This window comes from Wolbachia endosymbiont (group B) of Xylocampa areola (assembly GCF_964028205.1).
Classification (GTDB): Bacteria; Pseudomonadota; Alphaproteobacteria; order Rickettsiales; family Anaplasmataceae; genus Wolbachia.
Map to the genome: position 1 here is coordinate 266,995 of NZ_OZ034771.1, position 23,227 is coordinate 290,221.

The window sequence follows — 23,227 nt, forward strand, 5'->3', positions numbered from 1 at the left end:
GTAACAGATGTTTGAACATTTGAGCAACCAAAATTTGGTTAAGCTATGCATAAGTTTTGTGATACTCTTTTTATTATCTGGGTGCGGGTGTATTAAGCCAGAAGATTCATCAGGCTTGCGTGAGAAATTGGATATAGTGTCAACAGAGCAGAAATGGGTTGATTCTGGAGTCTATATTTCGGATAAAATAAAAGTAACAGAGATTAATATAGTACCTAATAAGGTTAATTTTTGTTCGCAATATAAAGATTTTGCAATTGAACCTGGAGTAAGAAACGTTACATTACCGTTTGCGCTTAAAGCTGGCGATGCGATAAGCTTTAGTGTTGTTGGAAGTAAAATGTGTAAAAACAATAATGGCATGGTCACCTGCAAAAAAATTGACGAAAATTGCGGTGAAGGGGAAAAGGAGTATTTTTCACATGTTTTAAATCAAGAGAAGTGTCAAGGTGAAATATGTCCTAATAAATATGAAATAGGCAATGCACAATGGTTAAATGGAAAAGAGTACTGGTCTTCAGAATTAGATCAAAGTGAAAGAGAGGAAATTAGAAATGTCATCGACTCTATAAAACAGCAAGGGGAAAATGTAGACTGTAGCAAGCTTTCAGAGAGCAGTGCAAGTAAGATAGATACGCGCATTTTAAATTTACTCTGTGGACGTATATGTAAATTTTCTTTCGGCAGCGGAGAAAAAGGTTGCGTATATATTGAATACAATAGTATAGAAGGTGAGATATTCAATACTTTAAATTCTAGAGGTGAATCTGTTATTGCTGAAATTATTGATAACGTATTAAAGGAAAAACGGGTAAAAACTGACATTACACTATTACGTGTTCACATGGATAATGAGGAATTTGAACACATTCCAGGAGGCGGTATATGTATTAACTGTGATCATAAGATAGATCGTAACCATCCAAAACCAGAGTTAACTTTTAGTTTAGGTGATGGTAAGGGCAAGGGTGGTTTCAATATAAGAGTAACGAAGAACCATAGTCTAAAAAACAACTTATATATACATGTTTCTGATAAGTTTCCTGAGCACAATCCTGGTGAAATTCTGGGGGATATACCTGTGGATATCAGTGAAGTTCATAATACTGAGTATATGGAAAGATTAAAAAAAAAGCTAAAAGACAAGAGTGGCACTATATATTACGGAATAAGAGATCATGGCTGTGATTATAAGAAAAATGAGGGTCAGTTTAGTATTAACCTTACAACTAAAGAGCCACCTGTAAGAACTTTTAGTGCGATATATAATTTTTTTGATGAAAAAGTAAAAACTGCATTTTTCGGTTCTAGCTACAAAGACACTAACGCGATTCACTCTGATACTAGCCCTGTGAAGTCTCTTTATCAAAGTTTTGTAGCATCAAATAGAACAAATACCATCAGATCTACAATAGTGTCGTTATTAGTATTATATATAGTTTTATACACCCTTTATTACTTTTTTGGATTGTCTCATGCTTCTATATATGAATTTTTAATTATATGTGTAAAGATAGGAGTTATTACCCAATTGCTGAACGATAACAGTTGGAGTTTTTTTTATAACAATGCATTTTCTATTTTTGTTAATGCTCCAAAACAGTTAATAGAAATAGCAAATTTCAGAGGTACAACATCAAATGTTTTTGAATTTCTTGATTTACCGCTCAATAGGTTTTTATCAGCACACTCAGTGTTACTAATAGTATCTCTTATATTCTCCGGTCCTTTGGGTATTGTATCGTTTTGCTTGGTGATTTGGGGTTTGATAACAGTGAGCTTATCGATGTTTAACGCCTTATTTTCTTTTATCACATCTATAGCAATAGTTGCATTATTGCTTTCCTTGGCGCCTCTTTTTATTATTTGCCTTCTATTTGGATATACTAGACAGATGTTTCACAATTGGGTCAAAAATTTAGCAAGATTTGCAATTCATCCGGTAGTGCTTTTAATTTTTATATCATTAATAAGCCAGGTTATGGATTATATTGTGTATTCGGTCTTTAATTTTGAGGTCTGTCCTACATGTATACTTAATCTTAACTTAAAGATTTTTAATCCTTGTATTATTTATGGTTATGCTTCCAAACATGCACCTAATATCACAGCTATGATGGCTTTTGTGATTTTGGGACATGCTATGAAAGCTTTAGTTGAGGCATCTTCAACAATATCTGATTCGTTGTTTGGTGTTTATGTGGCAAGCGAACCAGGAAGGCAATATCAGCAAAGCTTAATGGGAACAGTAGGTTTAGATGAACAAAGTATCCAAAGAAGAGCAGGTCAGCAATCTGGTACACCAAGTCGAAGACCTCAAATACCACAATCAGCTCAAAGATCAGCACCTAAAATACCGACAAACACAGGAAATCAATGATGAGCAGAAAATCATTATTATTGATACTATGTCTTGTAATTACTGGCTGCACAATGGATTGTGTTGAACCTGGGCTGCAGAGCAGAAATACTAGTGTCAGTATAGATGTTCCAGTTCGTGAAGCTGGCGAAGGAGTTAAAATTCATTGGGTTGATTCTGGTCAAGTAATTAGCAAGGATGAGAAAATCAAATTTACTCTTGGTGGGTCAGTAAATTTTTGTCCTCTTAAAGAAGGGAAAAATCCAAAGAGAGTACTTGTGCCCGCTGTATTTTGTGCTAATGATTTAATACCAAATTACAGTAATAAGTTAACTGATAATGCTAGTCTTGATGAACGAGAAATATGTGGGGATATAGGCTTTGGAAATAATGAATTCTATAGCAATAGACGTTATGTAGATACTGGAATTAAAGCAAATCCTGGTGATAAGTTAAGCTTTAGCTTAGTTCCCAGAGAGATAACGATTGATTATGACAATCCACAAGGAAAAGGTATCAGTTTTGATGATAATTGCTATAGAACTGAAAAAGGGGATGAAAAAGATAGAGCTACAATAAGAGACATGCTAAACGGAGGAAAGTTCTTTTGTGGAGAAAGTGGTAAAAGAACTGTAGTAGAATTTCCGCCGCTGAATAAAGAAGAAATGAATAAAAGAAGAGTGCTAGTTGGCAATGGCTACACTCCATATGATAATAAGGTACATTTTAATAAGGATTATATTCAAAATTCATGGATAAATGGTGCGTTGTTAGATCTACGACGAACTAAAATAGGACTGAATGAATTATGTAATGGGAAAAGGTGTGATTTTAATGAGCTGAACAAATACAGTTCTTATGAACTTAATTGTTACTATCAGAATATATGTTACAACGCAAAAGGTATAGGGGAGAATTGCGTCTCTTCTATAAGGTATGAGAAGTATGATAAAGGAAATACATGTGACATGTATTCTCACCTTAAACGTATTGAGGATGAACTAAAAAAGATTGAAGAAAATAAGAGGGATTCTAAGCAGATTGACATTAATTTAATATCAAATTCTAAATTAAACTTCAAAGAGGACAGAGGAGATATTTCTTGGGCCGAAGCTCTTGTTGCAAAAATTGGCGATTTTGATGATCAGGATATTGCTAAAGGTATTCAATGTTTTCCAAATGAGAAAGGTGCGAAAGGAGATAATGTATGTTCACAGATTAATTATAAATTTGAAGATTACTCTCTGAGATTAAATCATGATTATAAAATAAAAGGTATAACACCTGGTAGTAGTGTGATGCTTGCTATAGCAAGTAATGGCAACTACCAACTTCATAGAGGTGGATATCATGTTGAAGTAACTAGATCATGTAACTTTGATGGTGGTAAAAAATTGTATGTGTACTTAGGTGATAATCCGCCAAGGGATCCATCTGCTCGAAAGACTAATGATTTCAAAAAAGTAAAGAGGTTGGATAAAATAACAGAGGATAATGTAGACTATTACATAATAGATGGAAGTCATTTGGTAAATGAAGAGTCTAAGAAAATATATTTTGGTATTAATGTAGAAAACGTAGAGAAAGATGATATTACGGACAAAGATAGCAAATATTATGAAGATAACAAATACACAGTAAATTTATTTTTAAAAAGAAAAATAAACGATTTTATTTCATCAACTGTAAACAAGATTTTTGATTTCATAACAGACGGGAGTGAAGACGGAATTAAAATTCCATATGAAGGATATAGAAAGGGGCTTCTACAAGGAATAAGAGCTTTGCTTATTCTATACGTTATATTTACTGTTGTTGGCTATATGCTTGGAACAATACAATTAAGTAAATTCGATTTTATTATAAGAATATTCAAAATAGCATTTATAGCTTTTGCTTTTAGTGATAGAAGTTGGGAATTCTTTGGTACAACTTTGTCTGGGCTTTTTGTTGAGGGTAGCATTTATTTAGTTGATAGTTTTTCTGGCTATATAGGAGAAGGAGGTAAAAAATTTGCATTCTTAGATTTAACAGCCGGAGTATTATTTACAGGAGAAACATGGCTGAAATTTTTATCTTTAATGCTATCAGGACCTTTTGGCTTTATTGCATTTTTGGCAATACTTTATGCTACTTTTGTGTTTTTAAGATGCATTATTAGTGCTACGTTTAAGTATGTAATATCTACTGTTTTAGTGGCATTTTTATTGTCATTGGCACCTTTATTTATCGTATTTATTCTATTTCAACAAACTAAAACATTATTTGATAATTGGATAAAAACGCTGGCTCATGTTTCATTGCAACCAGTCATTTTATTTTCATCCTTGTCTCTTTTAAACCAGTTAATGTATTCAGTTCTATACAACCTCACAAATTTTTCTGCATGCTATCAATGCTTAATTAGTGTAAATTTTTTATCGTATGATCTGTGTCTTATGAAATCAATATTACCTCTTGGGTATAGTCCTGGTACTAGTGTTGATGTTGCGCTCAGTACTGGAGAAAGGGCTGGTGGGCACTTTGCAGCATTACCTATAGATCTAATCCAGGCATTTATATATCTCATCATTGCTAGTGCAATGGAAGCTTTTGTTTCTATATCAGAAACTATGGCGCAGGCGTTGTTCAGCTCTGGTTATGGAGTTGCTCAAAGTGTTAGTCATATTTCTAGGAGCGCATCACAAGCTATGCTGTCAACTGTTGGCCTTGATGATAGAACCCAAAATATGATACATAACATCAAGCAGGGAATGAGTAAAGATCGTAGCAAAATTGAAGCTAAATTGCCTGATACACCAAAGCAAGCAGATGGGAAAGGGAGTGCTGGCAGAGAAATGAGCAAATCTGAAACACTAAGCCAGCCAGATAAGCAAAAGGATTCTGATAAAACAAAAGGACAAGTCAAGGAAGATTGATGAGATATATGGAGTAACTAATTAAAAAGATATTTGAAGTAAGGTTTTAGAAATTTATTCTGTATTGGAAAAAGTTTAGGTATGCAATCACGCTTAGGCAAATGTTGGTTTAGGTTATTAATTTTGGTAATCTGTGTTCTGGTTACAGGTTGTAGTAAGAATGATATGCCTTTTCCAAGATGTATATCTGCTGATTATTTTGGTCCTGAACCCATTGCAATTGGTGCTCATTTTCCAATCGGTCATGATGCGTTTTTTCCAGAAGGTGAAAGTGGAGAACCTATTGATCCTGAAACCGGAGAAATCAATTATGGTTTTCACCCTAATCAAGTAGTGAAGTGGAAGGATACCGGCCTTGAAACCAATGGAGATAGTTTAGTAGTACGAGTAAATGGTGCATGGACATCTTGGAGCAATAGTAATAAGAAGAAATCTCAAAGTAGTTATAGTTTGGAAAGTTTGGAGCAGTTAAAATATGCAACCAAATTTGAAAGAGGGAAAGGTGACAACAGTCTGCCTGACTTTCACTTAGTTTGTAATGATTATAAACCTAGCATACAAAAATTTTCAAGTAAGCCTAAAGAAAGTTGCACTGTAAAGTGCAAGTGCATTAATGAAGATGATAGCGCAAATACAGTATCACGTGGTGCTCCATGTTGGTTTACTAACGGCCATGGTGCTTATCTTTTATTTAAAAGGCCTAGCGATTCTAGTCCTAACGAAAATTTAAAATCCATGCGTAACCCTGAGTCTCCTACTGTACATCTAGGTTACAATTCCGTAGCGGAAGATGGAAGTGGGCTTTTTACTTTAGACAGAGATAACACCACATTACAGGACAGGAGTTGTAATACGGTGAGGTTAGAAAAAGGATGGAAAATATATGTAAAGATATTAGATAGATATTATCTAGATAATGCAGGTGGCTACTCTTTTGAATTTTTGAGCGGAGTGCAGAAACCAAGTAACTTTGGATTTTTTGATTACATTTATAACTATCTAAAATGTGTATTATTGATTAACGAAAATTGTAAAAAGCATTTTGATAGCAATGATCCTGCAGCTGCACAGGCGATGTTCGAAAATATAGCTGAAAAAAGTACGAGCTTTCACAATTTTGTTCTTTCCTTGCTTGTTCTATTTATAGTGATTTCATCGCTTCTTTATCTTTTTGGAATGATAAGAGAAACTAAGCATGATATGCTCATCAGAATGATGAAAATCACTCTAGTAATAGTGCTTATATCTCCTGGAAGTTTTAGATTTTTCTATGATCATTTTCTTGTTTTATTTGTTAAAGGTCTTGAACAATTGATAAGCATAATTACTAATTTTGCTCCCAACATGAACACCGGAGGTAATTCAAACGTTGCTCAAGGAAATGAAGCTAAATTGTTTAGCTTCATGGAGGATATGTTTAATAAGTTTTTTGCTTACTCTGTTTGGAAAAAGTTTGCAGCATTTTTACATTATCAAATGTGGGCAAGTCTCCTTATGATACCGGCAATTTTTATAGGGATTGTCTTATATTTCCTGCTGTGTATGTATGCTTACATAATATTCCTTTCTGGTTTTATGGGTATAGCTTTTCTTGTAGCTATAATGCCGCTATTCCTAATCTCTATTTTATTTTCACCACTGAAAAGTCTATTTGAGGGTTGGATAAAATTCTGTATTAGTTTCTGTTTGCAATCAATTATGATATTTACCCTGCTGTCATTACTTGCTGCGATGATAATGAATACCTTTTATAAACAGTTAGGCTTTACTGTGTGCTATAATAAATGGCTTGAAATAAAGTTATGTGCTCCAAAATGGGTATTTGGTGGTTTTTGTATAATTGATAAAGAATACTTTAGCTGGACTCCAGGGCAAATTTTTGTACCTTATGCTATTGGAGAGGCTTCTACATTGAACGTAGATAAGAATATAGAAGGTATAGAAAAACTAAGCAGAATAGGTGGTACAGTAAAGTTTACTGGTGGCGCTGGATATATCCCTCTTCCACCAGATTACATTAATAAAGGTTTTCGTTATATAGATTATCCTTTCTTTAATCCAATTCCTGGAACTAAAGATAATCCAGCAGACCACTATATTGCGGAAAGTGATATGATAGTTAGTAATGGCTGTAGTGCAAAAGATCTAGTACGCTTAACAAATAGTTTATCTCATGCATCAGAGAGGGCTGACATTATATTACTGATCAACAATATAGAGAAAAGGATAGGTGATGTTAGTGAAATAATAAAACGCTACTGTCAAGATATAAATAAATGCAATAGTTATAGGGAAATAATTAATGAAATAAGATCTTTAGTGCGGAGTGCGATAAAAAAACAAGGTTGTAGAATACTGAAACTTCATGATTTATATAAGGATCCCAACAGTGAATACTGTCAGAAATGTAAAGATTGTGAGGATTGCAAAAATTATAAAGAAAATAGTGATTACCAAAGGGTGCAAGACATACAGAGAGGTTATTTAATCAACGCAGGAGAGATCTTTGTATTGTTCTTGCTTTCGTTTTTGATGTTTTCTTTGAAGGAGTTTGTACAACAGATGGGCTCAAGCATTGCCGGTGGTGGGTTTGGTGTTTACAATATATCTAGTATGTATCAAGCATCACCTGTGACTGGTTTAATGCAGGGATTAAAACAACAGATGCAAGATAAAATTGGTGGAGGGCTAGAGTCTTTAGGTAATTGGGCTACTCATGTACCGGACAGATTAGCTGGAGGTACAGCTAATTTGCTAGGTAGAATACCAGGAGTTGGGGGTGTGCTGAAATATGCTATTAATGTGCCACGTAAGCTTGTAGGTGCTACTATTGAAGCAACAAAATTTGCAACATCACCTAAAAATGATGTTGATAAGCTTGAGGAAAAAATCTACAGGGCGTTTGGAATTGATAAAGAAGATATTGCACATAGAAGAATTGATAAATATTTAGAATATTATAAAGGATATGTAGGATCACATTTGGGCTATACAATAGAAGATGCTATGAAGTTTACTTGGGAACATGGTCTCGACTCTATAGGAATTAACCCTGCTACAGGAGAAAAGGATGGTTACCAGCATAATCTACTCTATAGAGCAAAAACATATAGACGGGAATTTCTTGAGAAGCTTCATGACTACACTATTGGCCGCAAGAGAGAACCAGAAGAAGATGAATCATCAAAAGAAAATAAGCCTAATCAATCAAATCGAAAATTAGGTACGGAACCAGAAACCCTAAAAAACACTACAGAAGCTATACGTGCCGGAGAAGATAGAGAGCGTCAAGATAATGAAAGGAATGAGAACATAGAGAATGATGAAGAATCGTAATTTCAAAGGGCTAAGTTATTATGGTCTTCAGCAAGACGAAGATGGTAATATCAAGTTAAACGATTACAATGATGTTTTAAATGCGCGCAGAGCGAGGGTAGATTTGTTACTAGATAGCACTAAGCAAGGTGATGTTAGTCTTTCAAAGCTAAATAAAGCTCTGAATGAGAGACTTATAGATGATAAAGGGCTATCGTCAGAATTTGACAAAGAAGACAAAGAAATTGCACAGAAGGAGCTTAAGATGTTCTCTATTTTAGACGATCTTGATAATCTTGCAAACATTGAAAGTGAAGATCTATTAGAGGTTAGTTTGTTACTATCAGATCTTAGTTTTATAGAGAGAAATATTGTGTTGAATGCCGATCAGAGTTCTGATCTAATAGGGTTCAAAAGTCTATTTATAGAAAAAAAAGCATCTGGTGAGGAATATAGTGATGAAGAGTGTCACAATTTCCTCGATAGTATAGAGAAAATCAATACTTTAATTAAGTTAGAGTTAGAAAGTAGAATTGAAGGGATGGGTCATGATGAAAAAAACAACCATGATGATTTACAAGACGAGATTGGTCGTGCAATCAGTATAGAAAATAAATCAAAGAAAAGCGATTGATCTTGCGTTCCTCCACAAGCAACCTTCTTTCTATTAGACTGCTGAAGCTATGTTGACATTAAATGTGTGTTATAAATAATTAGTTAACTTCGAACTTGTTTTATATGTTACGTGTTATTGCGGGTAAATATCGTGGAAGAAAAATAACTACAGGCAAGAATTTAGCTGCACGGCCCACTATGAGTAGTGTCCGAGAAGCAATATTTAGTATACTTTCTTCAAGAAAACCTATTTATAACCTAAATGTACTTGATTTATTCTGCGGAAGTGGCTCTTTTTCATTTGAAGCACTTTCTCGAGGTGCTAAACATGCATTCATGGTAGATTCAGATTATTACAATTTGCAACTGCCTAAAAAAACAGCAGAAGATTTTGGAATTACGAACGATATCACGTTAATTTGTTGCAATGCTAACGGATTACCAAGACCTATTTCAAAGTGCGATATAGTTTTTATGGACCCACCTTATAATATCAATCTGGTTAACTCAACTTTAGACGAGTTAGCTCACTCAGGCTGGTTAAATGATAATGCGTTAATAATTCTAGAAATGAGGAAAAATGAAGGTTTTGAGTGCAATAAAAACTTCAATATAATTGTGGAGCGTACCTACGGTATTGCAAAAATAATTTTTCTTTCTTCACTCACTTGAATTTCTTTTGTAAACATCTATAGCTAAGCTAAGTAAGATTTTTCCGAGGACTGAAAGAAAAAATCAATTCGTTTTGGTGGGAATAGGGTGTGTAACAGCAAATCAATACGAGTTGATATACTAGAAGAAGCAGTATGGAAAGAAATGAAGATGGTACTCAAAGAACCAGAGGCAATGACTAAGGAATATCAGCTCAGACTCGTAAAACATGAAAGTACGCAAGCAAAGGATTAACTTGAAAAGCGTGCAAGTAAAATAGAACAAGGTATAGAAAAATTAGCTTATGTATATGCAAGGGGTCATATAACGAAGGAAAAGTATGACTTAGAAGTTGAGAGCATGGAAAAGGAGTTAAAGGAATCAGAGATCAAAGGGAAGAAGCTATCGATGAAAAGAGGCTACAGAGAGAATTAGATTTTATCACAAACAGTGTAGAAAGTTTTTCCTCTGAGAGAGCTTAATCAAGCAGACTATGAAACTAAACTTGATATAATAAGAAAGTTAGTTCAACGCATTGAAATTGATGATGATAACGTGCATGTAGTGTTTCGGTTGAAAGAACTCGCTCGAAAGGGAGTGTTAAATAAACTGTGTCAAACCGAGAAGTAAAGTAATAAATTGATAAAATGGAGGTTTGACACAGTTTATTTAACACTCCCCAACATTCTATCGGGATGCCAGTGTCAGCTACTTGCATGACATCCTCTTGCTTCTATAGGTGTCTTTATCTCGTCTACTTTATTTTGCCACACAGATACAATGGTTTCACATGCACTTGGTAGGCTATCTATTTTGAAAAAGAAGGACCACTAACACCTTCAGCGTTTGCATCACTAAACTTGCTTGCCACTTTATCAATAGTCCAAACGAGTGGTGTAACAACGAGCGCAGCAGCCCAGATAACAGCACTAACAGCATAATTCAAAACTGCATTAACAAATTCAGATAATGCTCCACTATGGTTCCATGCCTTAAGTGACAACATGGATGAATAATCTATCAATGATTTTGTATTTTCTGCAAAATCATAGCTACCTACTACTTTCGCCAATCCTTTTGCCGGCCAATATGATAGATACGCCAATGCTAGATATATAAAGGTTGTAGGGCTATATTAGCTAATGTATAAGTAGTAAGATAAGTCAGAGAATGACACCTCAAACTACCAAAAGCTACATTTTTCACTGGCTCAATAACACTATTAATATAATAAACGGACTTATAGAAACTATTTTGTGGAACTTCGTTACCTTCAACGCTTTTTCTAGGAATATCTCCGAACTTAGCATATCTACTAAAATTCTTGAATAAACTTGACATATTACCCCTCTAAAAATAAAAAATAATTACCTTGTCAGTATAGTTCATTTTAGAATAACTGCAATAAACATCTTACAAATTATGTGTTGCGCAAAAGCACATATTAACATACCATCGAAAATAAAGAGGTCAGCATGAGTTTTACTTTACCTGAGTTGCCATATGATAAAGCAGCTTTAGAACCTTACATATCTGCAAATACATTGAATTTTCATTATGATAAGCACCATAAGGGATATTTAAATAAACTCAACGAACTGGTTGAAAACACAGATTATCAACATATGGAAATTGAGGAATTAGTAACGAAAGTTCATGGAAATAATAATACAGTTCCTATTTTTAACAATGTAGCACAAGTTTGGAATCACACTTTTTATTGGAATTCAATGAAAAAAAATGGTGGTGGTAAACCTAAAGATGATGGTCTTCTAGCAAAAAAAATTCAAGATGATATTGGTGGCTTTGACAAATTTTGTGAAGAATTTTCAAATTATGGAGTAAGCCAATTTGGTAGTGGATGGGTGTGGTTAGTGCTTGAAAAAGGAAAACTCAAAATCACTAAAACTCCAAATGCGGATCTACCGCTAATTTATGGCCAGGTGCCACTACTTACTATGGATGTATGGGAGCATGCATACTATTTGGATTGCCAAAATCGCAGAATTGACTACATAAAAGTTTTTCTTGATCATTTGATCAATTGGGATTTTGTAGAAGAGAATTTAAAGAAGAATATATAAGATGAATATACCACAAGTAACAAAACTAGATAATGGTCTGCGCATAATAACTGAGAGAGTGCATGAAGTTGATTCCGTAGCTTTAAATATACGAGTTGGTGTTGGCAGTAGAGCTGAAAGTGCAAGTCAAAATGGAATATCTCATTTCCTAGAGCACATGGCTTTCAAAGGAACAAAGACAAGAACTGCTTTTGAAATTGCAAAAGCTTTTGACGATATAGGTGGAGCCTTCAATGCCTGCACCGGTAGAGAAAGCACCAGTTATTATGCAAAGGTTCTTAAAAAAGATATAAAAACTGGCATTGATATATTAATAGATATATTAATGAATTCTACATTTCCAGAGGATGAATTGGAACGCGAAAAGGGTGTTGTAATACAAGAGATTTTTCAAACTAATGATTCACCGAGCGATATCATTTTTGATAAGTATTTTGAAGCAGCTTATAAAGATCAACCATTTGGTAGATCAATCCTGGGCACGCAAGATACTGTCAAATCTTTTACTCGAGAAGATCTGAATAACTACATAAAGGAGCATTACTTTGGCGGAAATATGATATTTGCTGCTGCAGGAAATGTTGAGCATGAGGAAGTTGTTCAATTAATCAAAGACTTTCTCTCAAAGATTCATTCAAAAGAGCTGAAAAAAAGCGAGAATGCAGGTTATACCAGTGGTGAGTATCGAGAGCATCGTAAATTAGATCAGGTGCACTTGTTAATTGGGCTACCTAGTGTTTCTCGTGATGATAATAAATATCACACATTTAAAGTGCTTGATTCTATACTGGGAAGTGGCATGTCATCACGCCTGTTTCAGGAAGTAAGAGAAAAGCAGGGTCTTGCTTACTCCATTTACTCATTCAACTCTAGCTATGCTGATACGGGAATGCTTTCGATTTTTGCTGGTACAGATAGTAGTAATCTAGATAAGCTTTTAAAATCCATAACGACAGAGCTAAAGAAATTGTCTACAGATGATTTAAAGGAAGAAGAAGTAAATAGAGTAAAAGAACGAGTAAAATCTCAAATTTTAATGTCACGCGAAAGTGTTAGCTCACGTGCTGAAACATTAGGACACTACTACGGTAACTATAATAAATACATCAGTAAAAACGAATTAATAGAAAAAATTAGTGCTGTTACTATTTACGATATAAAAAAAGCAGCAGAAGAATTGCTATCTCAGCATGAAAAAATTACTTTAGCTGCGATTGGAGAAATTAATTCACTGCCAAGTTACGATAAAGTGGTTTCTATGCTTAGTGTACTTTAGTTATGTTGCTTATGCTCACTAAAAAGTTCAATGAATGGTTGCAAAATCCTTTCTATAAAAAGTTTGCTTTCTGGTTCATCGCGTATACCACTAATCATTTTATTGAAAGTTTTTTCGCTGTTTTGTAAAAATAAATAGCTTTCTACTGATTGCACAATAGACAAGGCAGTTAAAACTCCTCCTATCACTAAACAAGAAGCTATAGCAGGTACAGTACCCACTGCAATTCCAGTTGCGATTAATGATAAACCAGCTAAGAGTGTAAAGGCTGAAACGCAAAACGCTATTTGATGTTTTTCTTTATTTTTAACCATAAATGCCTCACAAAAATTATATTTCTAGTATATCCGTATATATAATGTACTGTCAAGTTTTTAAAGAAGATTAAAAAATGCAACGCACATGTGCAAAATATGAACTAGGTATATAATTCACAATGCAGCGGTATTTCACTAATCCAATTATTTTTTTCCTGATCTAGCCTATCATTCAATATTGCTTGTCTTATTGATTCCATCAACTTATTCATGAAGAAAACATTGTGAATGGTAACGAGTGTATAAGCCAGCAACTCTTTAGCTTTCAGTAGATGGTGTATATAGGCTCTTGAATGTTTTCTGCAAGTAAAGCACAAACAGTCATTTTCAATTGGGTTATCATCTAGTTCGAATCGTTGATTTCGCAAATTAATATGCTCTTTACGCTTTGAAGAAATAGAATCTCTGTTTTTTACTTTAACAAGCGCGCCACCATGTCTTGCGAGGCGAGTTGGATGCACGCAATCAAATGTATCAACTCCAAGCTCTACTCCACGAAAAATGTCTACAATTCCACCAATACCAAGCAAATGAGTAGGCCTATCTTTTTTTAAATGTTCCATAGTAAAGGAAACTACATCATACATCTGCTCTTTACTTTGACCAAGTGATCCACCTATTGCTTGACCAAAAAATGGCAAATCGTTGATAAAATCACAACTTTCTCTACGCAAATCTTGATACACTCCGCCTTGACTAATTCCATAAAGCGCCTGTTTGCCATCATTATTTTTTTCAAACTTATTTAAAGAACGTTCAGCCCATCTATGGCTCATGAGCATTGATTTTCTTGTGTATTCTTTACTGACATGGAATGGAGTACATTCATCTAAAACTAGGATTAAATCTGCACCTAATTTTTGTTGAATTTGTATCGACTTTTCAGGAGTTAGACAATAAGTTTTACCATTTATGTAAGAACGAAAAATTGCCCCATCCTCGTTAATTTTGATCAGAGTTTTTTGCTTCTGTCTTATTCCCTTTATTTCTTCCGAAACTGACCCGTGCCCTAAACTAAATATCTGGTATCCACCAGAATCAGTGAGCATTGGCCCACTCCATCCCATCATCTTGTGCAAGCCACCAAGCTTTGCCACAGTATCCTCTCCCGGTTGGAGCATTAGGTGATAGGTGTTGGAAAGTATTATCTGAGTACCTGCTTCTCTGATTCTCTCGATATCTGCAGCTTTAATAGCAGCTTTGGTTGCACAAAATATAAATGCTGGTGTTTCTATACTTCCATTTGGAGTTTTGATCGTTCCAACTCTTGCAGAACCTGATTGCTTAGTTATCCTAAACGAGAACTTTTCCATCTATTTACTTGAAAGTTCTGCTATGATATTTTCCACTTTTTCAGGAGTGAGGTTTTCATAAAAGTCATTATTGATCTGCACCACAGGGGCATTAACGCATGCACCAAGACATTCAACTTCCTTTAAAGTAAATAGATTATCTTTAGTAGTTTCACCGATATTGATTCCTAGTTTCTTTTTAAAGGTATTTAACACTTCTTCGCTATTGCACAACCAGCAAGGAGTTGTTCTACAAATTTGTATGAGATATTTACCTACTGGTTTTAAATTATACATGGTATAAAAATTTGCCACTTCATACACGCGAATATGTGGAATATGAAGCATGTCAGCAACGTAGCGCATGGCAGATTCAGGAACCCATCCGCATTGTTCTTGAACCAGGTATAGTAAAGGCATGACGGCACTACCTTCTCTACCTTTAGGATACATCTCTATAGACTTTTTCGCTTTTCTGAGGTTGTCTGATGTAAAACTAAACTGCTCTTCTTTCTCTTTCATCTAATAAAGTTCGTGTAAATCTCAACAAATTATACTTGAAGAGTTAACAATTGCAATTGTTGGTTTTTTGAGCTCTACAATATTATATCTGTAGAGTGGGTGCATTCAATTTGTGAATTCTTTACTGCTACTCATTTTCCATATTTCGCTTTGCAGATTATAAAGGTATTAATTTCTTAATTTTAGTTAAAATTTTATTGACGTTACATATAGAAATAATCATAATAGCGTTTTATTAAAATTTTAAATATAATTATGTCTATATTAAGTAGATTATTTAGAGTTAATACAACTACACTGAAAGTTAAAGAAGCGATAGGTTTTAACCCAGTAAACGTAGGGTTGATTGAAGGAAATGGAGTTACTTATGGACTCAGCTATCAAGATAACGGCAATGGAAGCAGTAGAGTAAAGTTACTTATTAGTCCATTATATCAATCGAAAACATACGAGTGTGATACATGTGTCAACGTAGCAAATGAATTCAAGGGCCAATTATCTCCCACACTAATAGAAAATTCAGCTGAAGTAGATAAAGTTGGAGTTATTTTTCCTACAGAAGAAACTAACAAAGAAAGAAAGTGCATCAAAGGCTTAACATTCAACACTTACGAAATCAAGCATTCAACTAATGTTCCCTTAGTTGAATACGTAGGAAAAGTAAAATTGTACAAGAACATTGATATAAATAATCTTGCAAATGAAGACAATAGTTACTTTCAACCAAAAGCAGTAAAAGTTGGTAATGGTAATGTCATTGTAATTGCTCATAACTTAAAGGATCAAATTTTAGTTTCTTGGTACTTAGAATTAAAAGTAGATGGAAAGTTCAGAGCTTTACCTGGAAAAGCAGGTATTATAGAAAGAAAATTATTCAAATTTGACAATCCAGGGCAATTAGTACTAGATGAAAATACGATGCTTTATGCACAGATGAGAAAGATTACTAAAAATCAAGAAGTAAGAACAAACATTTTTAAATTTGATGTGGCTGAAGTAGTTCAGAATCTGAAAGATAGAAAGGGAGCTAATGACTTTTTGCTTGGTAATAAAAGCGGCCAATTAAATATAGCACCATCTACTATCTATAATCCAGGAAAAATAAACTTTTTACAGTATGTAAGACGAACTGAAGGTGATGATTTAGTTGCTTTTCTTGCGAAAAAACAATCTTCTAATACGCAAGAATTGCATTTAGCAAGGCTTGCTAAGAGAGGACCAAAATCAAATTTTACTGTTTGTGAATGTGAAGATCCTATAGAACAATTGTATGTTAAAGACAATGGTCAAGGAGGTTTTATCGTCACTGCGGTAAGTGGAGAGAGTATTATAACTTTTAATAGAGAGAGCTCTGGAAAATCTTCTGAAGCAACGATAATACCGACAAGCAGTATCAAAGCTCTCAGTGATTTTGTTAATATCATTAACGGCCAATTGATGCCTAGTATTATTTCCAGCAGTACTGTGGCTCCTATAACTGTTACAGAGACGGTTGTGACTTCTAAGAAAACGACGACTGCTGCAATTACTAGCACAACAGAAACCGACACTGTAAAGACTACCAAATTAACAACAGAAGCATCAACTATCATTGTACCAACTTCCACAATGAGTAAATCTTCAACAGAGTCAACAACTCAGGCAAGTACAGTAACAGTGGAGTCAACAACAGTAGCATCAACTACCACTGCACCTACTTCTACAACGAGTAGGCCTTCAACAGAGTCAACAATTCAAACAAGTACAGTAACAGTGGGGCCAACAACAGTAGCAAAAACAACTACTACTCCACAAGCGACCACAGTTGCTACAACGTCAACTAGTGTGCCTTCGGAAACTGAGACAAGTACTGTAAAATCTACAGCAGCGACTGTTGAGTCAACTTTTACAGCAAGCAGTACTACGATGAGTAAGCCTTTAACAGAATTAACAACTAAGATGAGTACGTCATCAGAACCAACAACAGTAGCTGAAACTATTGCGACCTCACAAGCGACTATGATTACTACAATGCCAACTAATGTGACAACAACAAACTCAGAGGCAACTATACAAACAGTGTCCACTATATCAAATACTGGAACAAAGGTAACAACTCCTTTGTTCACTACAACTTTACTTCCTCAAACTACTCCTTCACCACAGCCCGCTCAGCTTGCTATAGAGTCTAATAGGGCAGGAATGATAGGTGGGTCTTTGGTTGGAGCGATAATAAGTATTGCTGGAATTATAGGATTCATAACATACAAATATGTTAAGGGTCGTAATTCTGCCCCTGTGTTAGAACTAACTAATTTCAATGATAGAAGGCGATCATCTTCAAGTGGCAATAGCGATGAAGAAATTTTTATCGCTAATAACAGAATGAGACATATATCTATGCGAACTATGGATCAATCTGAAACAGTGCTAAACAGTATATCGGTGGAGAGTAGTAGTCGGTCAAGAAGTAGCTCATCGTCTTCAAGCGGTGGACCAGGATCTTGACTGACTGAGCTAGAGTCTAAAAGTGAAAAAAGCTTATCTTGGGATAGCGATGATGTACCGGAATATCACCTTTAGCTATTTGTCTGAATGTTTTTAGTATGTAGACTGTTAGGAAATTTTCTTTTGCTTTTATGATTTTAATGTTAAAGTATAATTCCTAGGTGCAATAAGTAGCTGCTGTTGTGTGATAAACACAGCAGAGGAAAGTCCGAGCTCCAAGAAAAGGTAGTGACGGGTAACGCCCGCCGGAGGTAACTCCAGTTATAGGGCTACAGAAAATTACCGCCTAAATATTATTAGGTAAGGGTGAAAAGGTGTGGTAAGAGCACACCATAACAATGGCAACATTGGTAGTCAAGTAACCAACACTAGGAGCAAGATTAAATAGAAGTAGATTTTATGTTTTTCTCATATCTACTCGGGTAAATCGCACGAAGTAAATGGTAACATTTACTCCAGATAAATAGCTACATAAACAGAACTCGGCTTATATTTCACCTAGGCAATGCATGAATGTCAGCCATACTATGTAAATGTATCAAACATTTCACATACCCTGTACGCTCAATTTGACCACCTATATTCCTTTTACTTCTTGGCTTATCTCTTTATTTTATTTCCTTTTGAACTTAACAAAGCTTGAATTTTAACCGAGCTTTTCCTTTAACTAGTCATTCTCTATCTCTAAAGCCTTACTTTCTTACCTATAACTTTTTAGCTCCGCTTCCAACTTTTCTATCTTTTGTTGCAAATCTTTGTAAAGTTCTAAAAGACTGACCACGTTACCTCACTTTTAGGATTAGTTTTTATCTTACTAAATCTACCTTTTCGCTTCTTCAATCAACAAGTAAATAAAGCATTTCATGCGCTGTCCTTGACTTGTTCTGCTTGATAGTCACTACTGCTTTCGCTTATATTAACACTAGAGTATTCTTCATCGTCAACATACTCTTTTAGAACATATCCTCTACCCCAAACGGTTTCTATGTGGCTTATTCCGTCATTTGCACTTTCAAGTTTTTTACGTAATTTACACATAAAAACATCAACTATTTTGTTGTCTGAAGGTTCGTCCAAGCCATTGTAAAGATGGTTTAAAAACATTTCTTTTGTCAACACTGCTCCTTTACGCAATGCCAGCAATTCTATCATGGAATACTCTTTGTTAGTAAGGTGAACTGTTTTGCCTTTTACCTCAACAATCCTGTGATCAAAATTGATATTCATATTACCAATCTTTATCACTGATTCGGGATGGCCTTTAGTACGTCGGACTATGGCCTTAATTCGAGCTAATAATTCGCTCTTGTGAAATGGCTTGGTTAAGTAATCGTCGGCACCATACCCAAGTCCTTTAGCTTTATGGTTGGCAGCGGAGATACACGAAAGTATTAAAACAGGAACTTTGATTTTTGCACTTCTTAATCTTAACAGTATATCATATCCATCAATATCACCAGGCAGGTGTATATCTAGAATAACTAGATCGTAACAGTCTCCACCCGAGGAAACCATATTATTGTTATAATCTTGTGCAGAAGTAACAACGTCGCAAAAATGTCCATCAGAAGTTAAGGCATTAACTACAGTCCTTGCACTTACTTGATCATCTTCAATTAATAATATACGCATATTTTACACCCCATAAATAATTTATAATTTTAGTAATATATATAACCAAGGAAAGTAACAAATCAAATTTTTATTAATGAATAATAGAAATTACACTTATTAATTAATAGTTAATGTGTCGTTCCAAAATTATACAAATAGATCTAAAATACAATAGATATACTATAATAATACTATTTTTAGTAAATATTGAATAGAAGCTATTTTTATTAAAAGAATACTTAGGTTAATAGATATTTAAACTATTTTATACTTTTATGTTATATTTTTAATTTACTTATTCTACAGTTTTAAATTATAAGTAATACTTTCGGGAATATTGAGTGGTAATATCAGTTTTAGGTGCTGGCGCATGGGGTACAGCAATTGCGATTTCATTAAGTGGTAAGAAAAATGTAATTTTGTGGACTCGCAATAAGGCCATATTTGAATCAATTAAAGAGAAAAGAGAAAGTGACAAGCTACCTGATTGTCCAATTTCTGATAATGTATCAGTAAAATTAGCTATTGAAGATGCAGTGAATGCTTCAGTAATAATTCTAGCTGTTCCCACTCAGTCTCTAAGGGAGATATGTCATCAATTGAATGATTGTAACCTAAAAAAAAATGTAGCAATAATTTTGGCTTGTAAGGGAATAGAAAAATCTACATTAAAATTACCTAGTGAAGTAGTCAATGAAGTTTTACCTAATAATCCTCTTGCTGTTTTTTCTGGTCCTAGCTTTGCTATAGAAGTTGCAAGAAAATTACCATATTCGATGGTTCTTGCATGTCAAAATGAAGTATTAGGTTTAAAATTAGTATCAGAGCTACAGCAAGAAAATATTAAATTGTACCTTAGTAGCGATGTTATAGGAATACAGGTTTGTGCAGCGTTAAAGAATGTTTTTGCTATAGCATGTGGGGTTGTTCTAGGTAGGTTTGGGTTTAATGCTCATGCAGCATTAATTACGAAAAGTATGAGTGAAATTAAGGCTTTATACTCAGCAAAAGTTGGTGACGGCAATGTAGATATAAATACACTACTTGGACCAGCATGCTTAGGCGATTTGGTTGTGACATGCACATCATTAAATTCAAGAAATCTATCTTTTGGATCTAAAGTAGCTAATAGTAATGGTTCTAGTGCTCAGCAGATTTTATCAGAAGGTAAGTCGGTAATTGAAGGTTTTAACACTGCTAAGTCTGCATTTGATTTAGCAGAAAAGCTAAAGATAAAAATGCCCATATGTGAAGCGATCTATAGATTGCTATATGAAAATACTTCTATAGAAGATACTATTTCTGTTCTTGTAAATTAGTTTTATATTTCGGTATATTGTGAAATTTTTATATAAATTAATATCAACATGGTGGCTATCTGGCACGGTAAAACACATGCCAGGTACTATAGGCAGCTTGGCTGCTTACCCAATTGTTCCTATATTACTCAATGACAGAATTTTAGGTACAGCAATTATTTTTTTTTTATTCTTAGTTGGATTATGGTCTACAGGCAATTATATACAACATTACAAAGCTCCGCATGATCCAAAAGAGGTAGTAATTGATGAAGTAGTTGGTCAATTGCTGACAGTACTTCTAGTTTCAATATTATTAGAACAAGAAATGAATAGCTCTGTATTGTTGGTGTGCTTTTTCTCCTTTAGGTTTTTTGATATAATAAAAGTGTGGCCTATAAATTTGATTGATAAAAATACAAAAGGTCCTTTAGGTATTATGCTAGATGATGTTGTAGCTGCAATTTTAGCCTTTGTTTTTATAGGAGCCTTTTATTGTTTATTGTTGATTTATGCAGAATAAAAAAATTTGTTATTCAAGCTTAATTATTCAGAACCTAAAGGATTATATACTTTATGCAACGAATTTGTCCAAGTGGGAAATACATGACGAATTTGATAATGTTATATTTACAGTAAATGGTACCAGAGAATCGTTATTTAATTTTGTGTTTTGTGAAGATCAATGTACTGAGCTTTCCATATGCAGAACTCTAGATTATCTCAAAGCACGAAATATAGAAGCAACATGGATAATAAGTCCACGTATAAAAATAGGGGGTATTTTAGAAAAATGCGAAATAAAACACGTTAACGCACCAAAAAAAGTTTTACTCAATATAAAAGATTATTTTTTGCCTGATGATGCTGTTCCAAATTTGAAGTTCAATGTTGTAAATAGTAGTGAGCTCTTAGAGCAATTAGATTTACACACTTCTAAAATTTTTTATCATAGAATTAGTATTGTTAGCACATTTTTTCGCCAATTATCGAATTATGATGATAAGAGCTCAAGGTTAAGATTTTTTCTTGTAATGCTAAATAACGAAATTGTTGGAACATGCGGTCTTTATATTCAAGACAGCATAGCTGGTTTTTATAGCGATGGAGTTTTACCAATTTACAGGGGTCGTGGAATAGGAACTCAAATGGTTCTAGAAAGAATAAAGATAGCTAGGCAATTTGAGTGCAAATACATAGTAGCACATTGCATGAAACCTTCTGTAAACCTTTATAAGAGATTAGGCTTTAGGGTATTGGGCAATCTTCACTTATATACCTCTTCAGTACAATCTCTTTGCTGAGAGGTTACAAATTTTTATATTTGTTTTAGAATACTATGTTTTTTTTGTATGAAATAGTTTTACTACTAATTCTAGTATTCTTCTTTTTCTCATATTCTAAATTAAAAATTAGTAATAAAATTAAGGACTTACAACATCAAAATGTTATCATAAATAATTTAATAGATACTGTGAATGATGGATTTTATATTTGGGACGCAAAAAAACGTATAGAAAAATTTTCTCCCAATTTACTAATTTTGCTTAATACTGTTTTTTATTCATTTAATGAGTTTGTAAATTTTTTTGAGCAATCAGAAAGCTTAATTAAAAGTTTTGCTGAGGCAAAGGAAATAAATAAATCTTTTACTCTAGATTTAAAGTCAAAAGACAGTGAGGTTTATTGCACATGTTATGGTAAAAGCATAATAGATTATTCTAATAATGTGATTGGTGTGTTGTTATGGATAAGGAATATCTCCGATTATAAGATAAAAGCTAATGAACTTGAGTTAGAAAATAGTAAGCTTATGCGAGAATTGGAGAACTATAAAAAAATTTTTGACTCTTTACCATTTCCAATACTGAAGTACAATAAGAATAAAAAAGTAAGGTTTTATAACTTATTTTATGATAAATATATAGGCAGCTCTAAAAAATTTACTGTTGCAAGTGGCTCCTATAACGTAAAACCAGGAGAGTGTGTAATAACTTACAAGAACGAACCTAAGGTTTTTAATTTTGTTGAAGTTCCAATGCAAAATTCTAATAGCATAGTAATGTATGGAAAAGATATTAGTGATGAAAAAAAATTACATACTGAGCTAAGCAATTGTTTAGCTGCACAAGAAAGTTTGCTTGAGAAGCTATCGATTGCTGTAGCGATATATAGTAAGAATCAAAAGCTAAAATTTTATAATAATGCTTTTATAAAAACTTTTCAGTTTGATCCAAAATTTTTGGAGTCTTATCCAACTTATCACGAGATTATGCTTCACCTATTTGAATCTAAAAAGCTTTTAGGAAAAAAGGATTTTCAAACTATTAATAATCAAAGACATGAGTTGTTTAAAAGATTACTGGAATCATATGGTGAAACAATACATTTCATGAATGGAAGAACGTTTAGAGTATTAACAATACCCTATGCTTCAGAGGGTCTACTATTTTCTTACGAAGAGTGCCAGAAATAACAC

Annotated in this window: 19 protein-coding genes and 1 other RNA gene; 14 read left to right on the plus strand and 6 right to left on the minus strand. The window is 33.8% G+C overall.

The window, feature by feature from the left end; all coding sequences use genetic code 11:
• Positions 1-7 precede the first annotated feature (7 nt).
• The 6 genes from ABWU35_RS01240 (at position 8) to ABWU35_RS01265 (ending at position 10,113) form a co-directional block, all read left to right on the plus strand.
• Entirely contained in the window at positions 8-2,380 is a 2,373-nt protein-coding gene (locus ABWU35_RS01240) for a type IV secretion system protein (RefSeq protein ID WP_007302028.1), read from the plus strand.
• Positions 2,377-5,277, plus strand: coding sequence for a type IV secretion system protein (locus tag ABWU35_RS01245; RefSeq protein WP_012481864.1), 2,901 nt, complete (start codon positions 2,377-2,379; stop codon positions 5,275-5,277). The genes ABWU35_RS01240 and ABWU35_RS01245 overlap by 4 nt, the downstream gene beginning before the upstream one ends.
• An 81-nt stretch (positions 5,278-5,358) precedes the next feature.
• On the plus strand, positions 5,359-8,613 hold the full coding sequence (locus ABWU35_RS01250; protein ID WP_214303239.1) for a type IV secretion system protein: 3,255 nt from the start codon (positions 5,359-5,361) through the stop codon (positions 8,611-8,613).
• Positions 8,597-9,226 (plus strand): hypothetical protein, encoded by a 630-nt coding sequence (locus ABWU35_RS01255; protein ID WP_064085846.1) that lies wholly within the window; start codon positions 8,597-8,599, stop codon positions 9,224-9,226. Before ABWU35_RS01250 ends, ABWU35_RS01255 begins: the two co-directional genes overlap by 17 nt.
• A gap of 104 nt (positions 9,227-9,330) precedes the next feature.
• Positions 9,331-9,879, plus strand: a complete 549-nt coding sequence (gene rsmD / locus ABWU35_RS01260) for a 16S rRNA (guanine(966)-N(2))-methyltransferase RsmD (protein WP_007302024.1) — start codon at positions 9,331-9,333, stop codon at positions 9,877-9,879.
• An 87-nt stretch (positions 9,880-9,966) separates the two neighbouring features.
• A complete protein-coding gene (locus ABWU35_RS01265) occupies positions 9,967-10,113 on the plus strand; it encodes a hypothetical protein (RefSeq protein ID WP_164819305.1) in 147 nt (48 codons plus the stop codon).
• A 553-nt stretch (positions 10,114-10,666) separates the two neighbouring features.
• Here ABWU35_RS01265 and ABWU35_RS01270 read toward each other — a convergent pair.
• Together ABWU35_RS01270 and ABWU35_RS01275 are read right to left on the minus strand one after the other, a co-directional pair.
• Positions 10,667-10,930, minus strand: a complete 264-nt coding sequence (locus tag ABWU35_RS01270; protein ID WP_264685572.1) for a hypothetical protein — start codon at positions 10,928-10,930, stop codon at positions 10,667-10,669.
• Between the two features lie 35 nt (positions 10,931-10,965).
• On the minus strand, positions 10,966-11,199 hold the full coding sequence (locus ABWU35_RS01275; protein ID WP_264685573.1) for a hypothetical protein: 234 nt from the start codon (positions 11,197-11,199) through the stop codon (positions 10,966-10,968).
• Between the two features lie 134 nt (positions 11,200-11,333).
• On the opposite strand from ABWU35_RS01275, the gene ABWU35_RS01280 reads away from it, so the two are divergent.
• Both ABWU35_RS01280 and ABWU35_RS01285 read left to right on the plus strand, forming a co-directional pair.
• Positions 11,334-11,942, plus strand: a complete 609-nt coding sequence (locus tag ABWU35_RS01280; RefSeq protein WP_007302021.1) for a superoxide dismutase — start codon at positions 11,334-11,336, stop codon at positions 11,940-11,942.
• Position 11,943: 1 nt separating this feature from the next.
• Positions 11,944-13,218: a M16 family metallopeptidase gene (locus ABWU35_RS01285; RefSeq protein WP_264684948.1), complete on the plus strand. Its 1,275-nt coding sequence runs from the start codon at positions 11,944-11,946 to the stop codon at positions 13,216-13,218.
• Here the strand turns inward: ABWU35_RS01285 and ABWU35_RS01290 are convergent.
• The 3 genes from ABWU35_RS01290 to nuoE form a co-directional block, all read right to left on the minus strand.
• Complete coding sequence (locus ABWU35_RS01290) at positions 13,215-13,532, minus strand: hypothetical protein (protein WP_052264788.1); 318 nt, start codon at positions 13,530-13,532, stop codon at positions 13,215-13,217. The genes ABWU35_RS01285 and ABWU35_RS01290 overlap by 4 nt on opposite strands.
• Before the next feature lie 104 nt (positions 13,533-13,636).
• Positions 13,637-14,848, minus strand: coding sequence for a tRNA guanosine(34) transglycosylase Tgt (gene tgt, locus ABWU35_RS01295; protein WP_007302018.1), 1,212 nt, complete (start codon positions 14,846-14,848; stop codon positions 13,637-13,639).
• Entirely contained in the window at positions 14,849-15,349 is a 501-nt protein-coding gene (nuoE, locus tag ABWU35_RS01300) for an NADH-quinone oxidoreductase subunit NuoE (RefSeq protein WP_007302017.1), read from the minus strand.
• 255 nt (positions 15,350-15,604) lie between these two features.
• Here nuoE and ABWU35_RS01305 point away from each other — a divergent pair, with 255 nt between their 5' ends.
• Both ABWU35_RS01305 and rnpB read left to right on the plus strand, forming a co-directional pair.
• Positions 15,605-17,836, plus strand: coding sequence for a hypothetical protein (locus tag ABWU35_RS01305; protein WP_149168637.1), 2,232 nt, complete (start codon positions 15,605-15,607; stop codon positions 17,834-17,836).
• A 157-nt stretch (positions 17,837-17,993) separates the two neighbouring features.
• An RNA gene (rnpB, locus tag ABWU35_RS01310) (RNase P RNA component class A) lies at positions 17,994-18,342 on the plus strand.
• A gap of 355 nt (positions 18,343-18,697) precedes the next feature.
• Here rnpB and ABWU35_RS01315 read toward each other — a convergent pair.
• On the minus strand, positions 18,698-19,468 hold the full coding sequence (locus tag ABWU35_RS01315) for a response regulator transcription factor (protein ID WP_007302014.1): 771 nt from the start codon (positions 19,466-19,468) through the stop codon (positions 18,698-18,700).
• 323 nt (positions 19,469-19,791) lie between these two features.
• On the opposite strand from ABWU35_RS01315, the gene ABWU35_RS01320 reads away from it, so the two are divergent.
• From ABWU35_RS01320 to ABWU35_RS01335, 4 genes are all read left to right on the plus strand, one after another.
• Positions 19,792-20,769 (plus strand): NAD(P)H-dependent glycerol-3-phosphate dehydrogenase, encoded by a 978-nt coding sequence (locus ABWU35_RS01320; protein WP_007302013.1) that lies wholly within the window; start codon positions 19,792-19,794, stop codon positions 20,767-20,769.
• Between the two features lie 76 nt (positions 20,770-20,845).
• Positions 20,846-21,271, plus strand: a complete 426-nt coding sequence (locus ABWU35_RS01325) for a phosphatidylglycerophosphatase A (protein WP_007302012.1) — start codon at positions 20,846-20,848, stop codon at positions 21,269-21,271.
• Positions 21,261-22,052, plus strand: coding sequence for a GNAT family N-acetyltransferase (locus ABWU35_RS01330; protein ID WP_007302011.1), 792 nt, complete (start codon positions 21,261-21,263; stop codon positions 22,050-22,052). The genes ABWU35_RS01325 and ABWU35_RS01330 overlap by 11 nt, the downstream gene beginning before the upstream one ends.
• Before the next feature lie 35 nt (positions 22,053-22,087).
• The gene (locus ABWU35_RS01335) at positions 22,088-23,224 is read left to right on the plus strand and encodes a hypothetical protein (RefSeq protein WP_052264787.1); all 1,137 of its coding nucleotides are present in this window, start codon (positions 22,088-22,090) and stop codon (positions 23,222-23,224) included.
• Positions 23,225-23,227 lie beyond the last annotated feature (3 nt).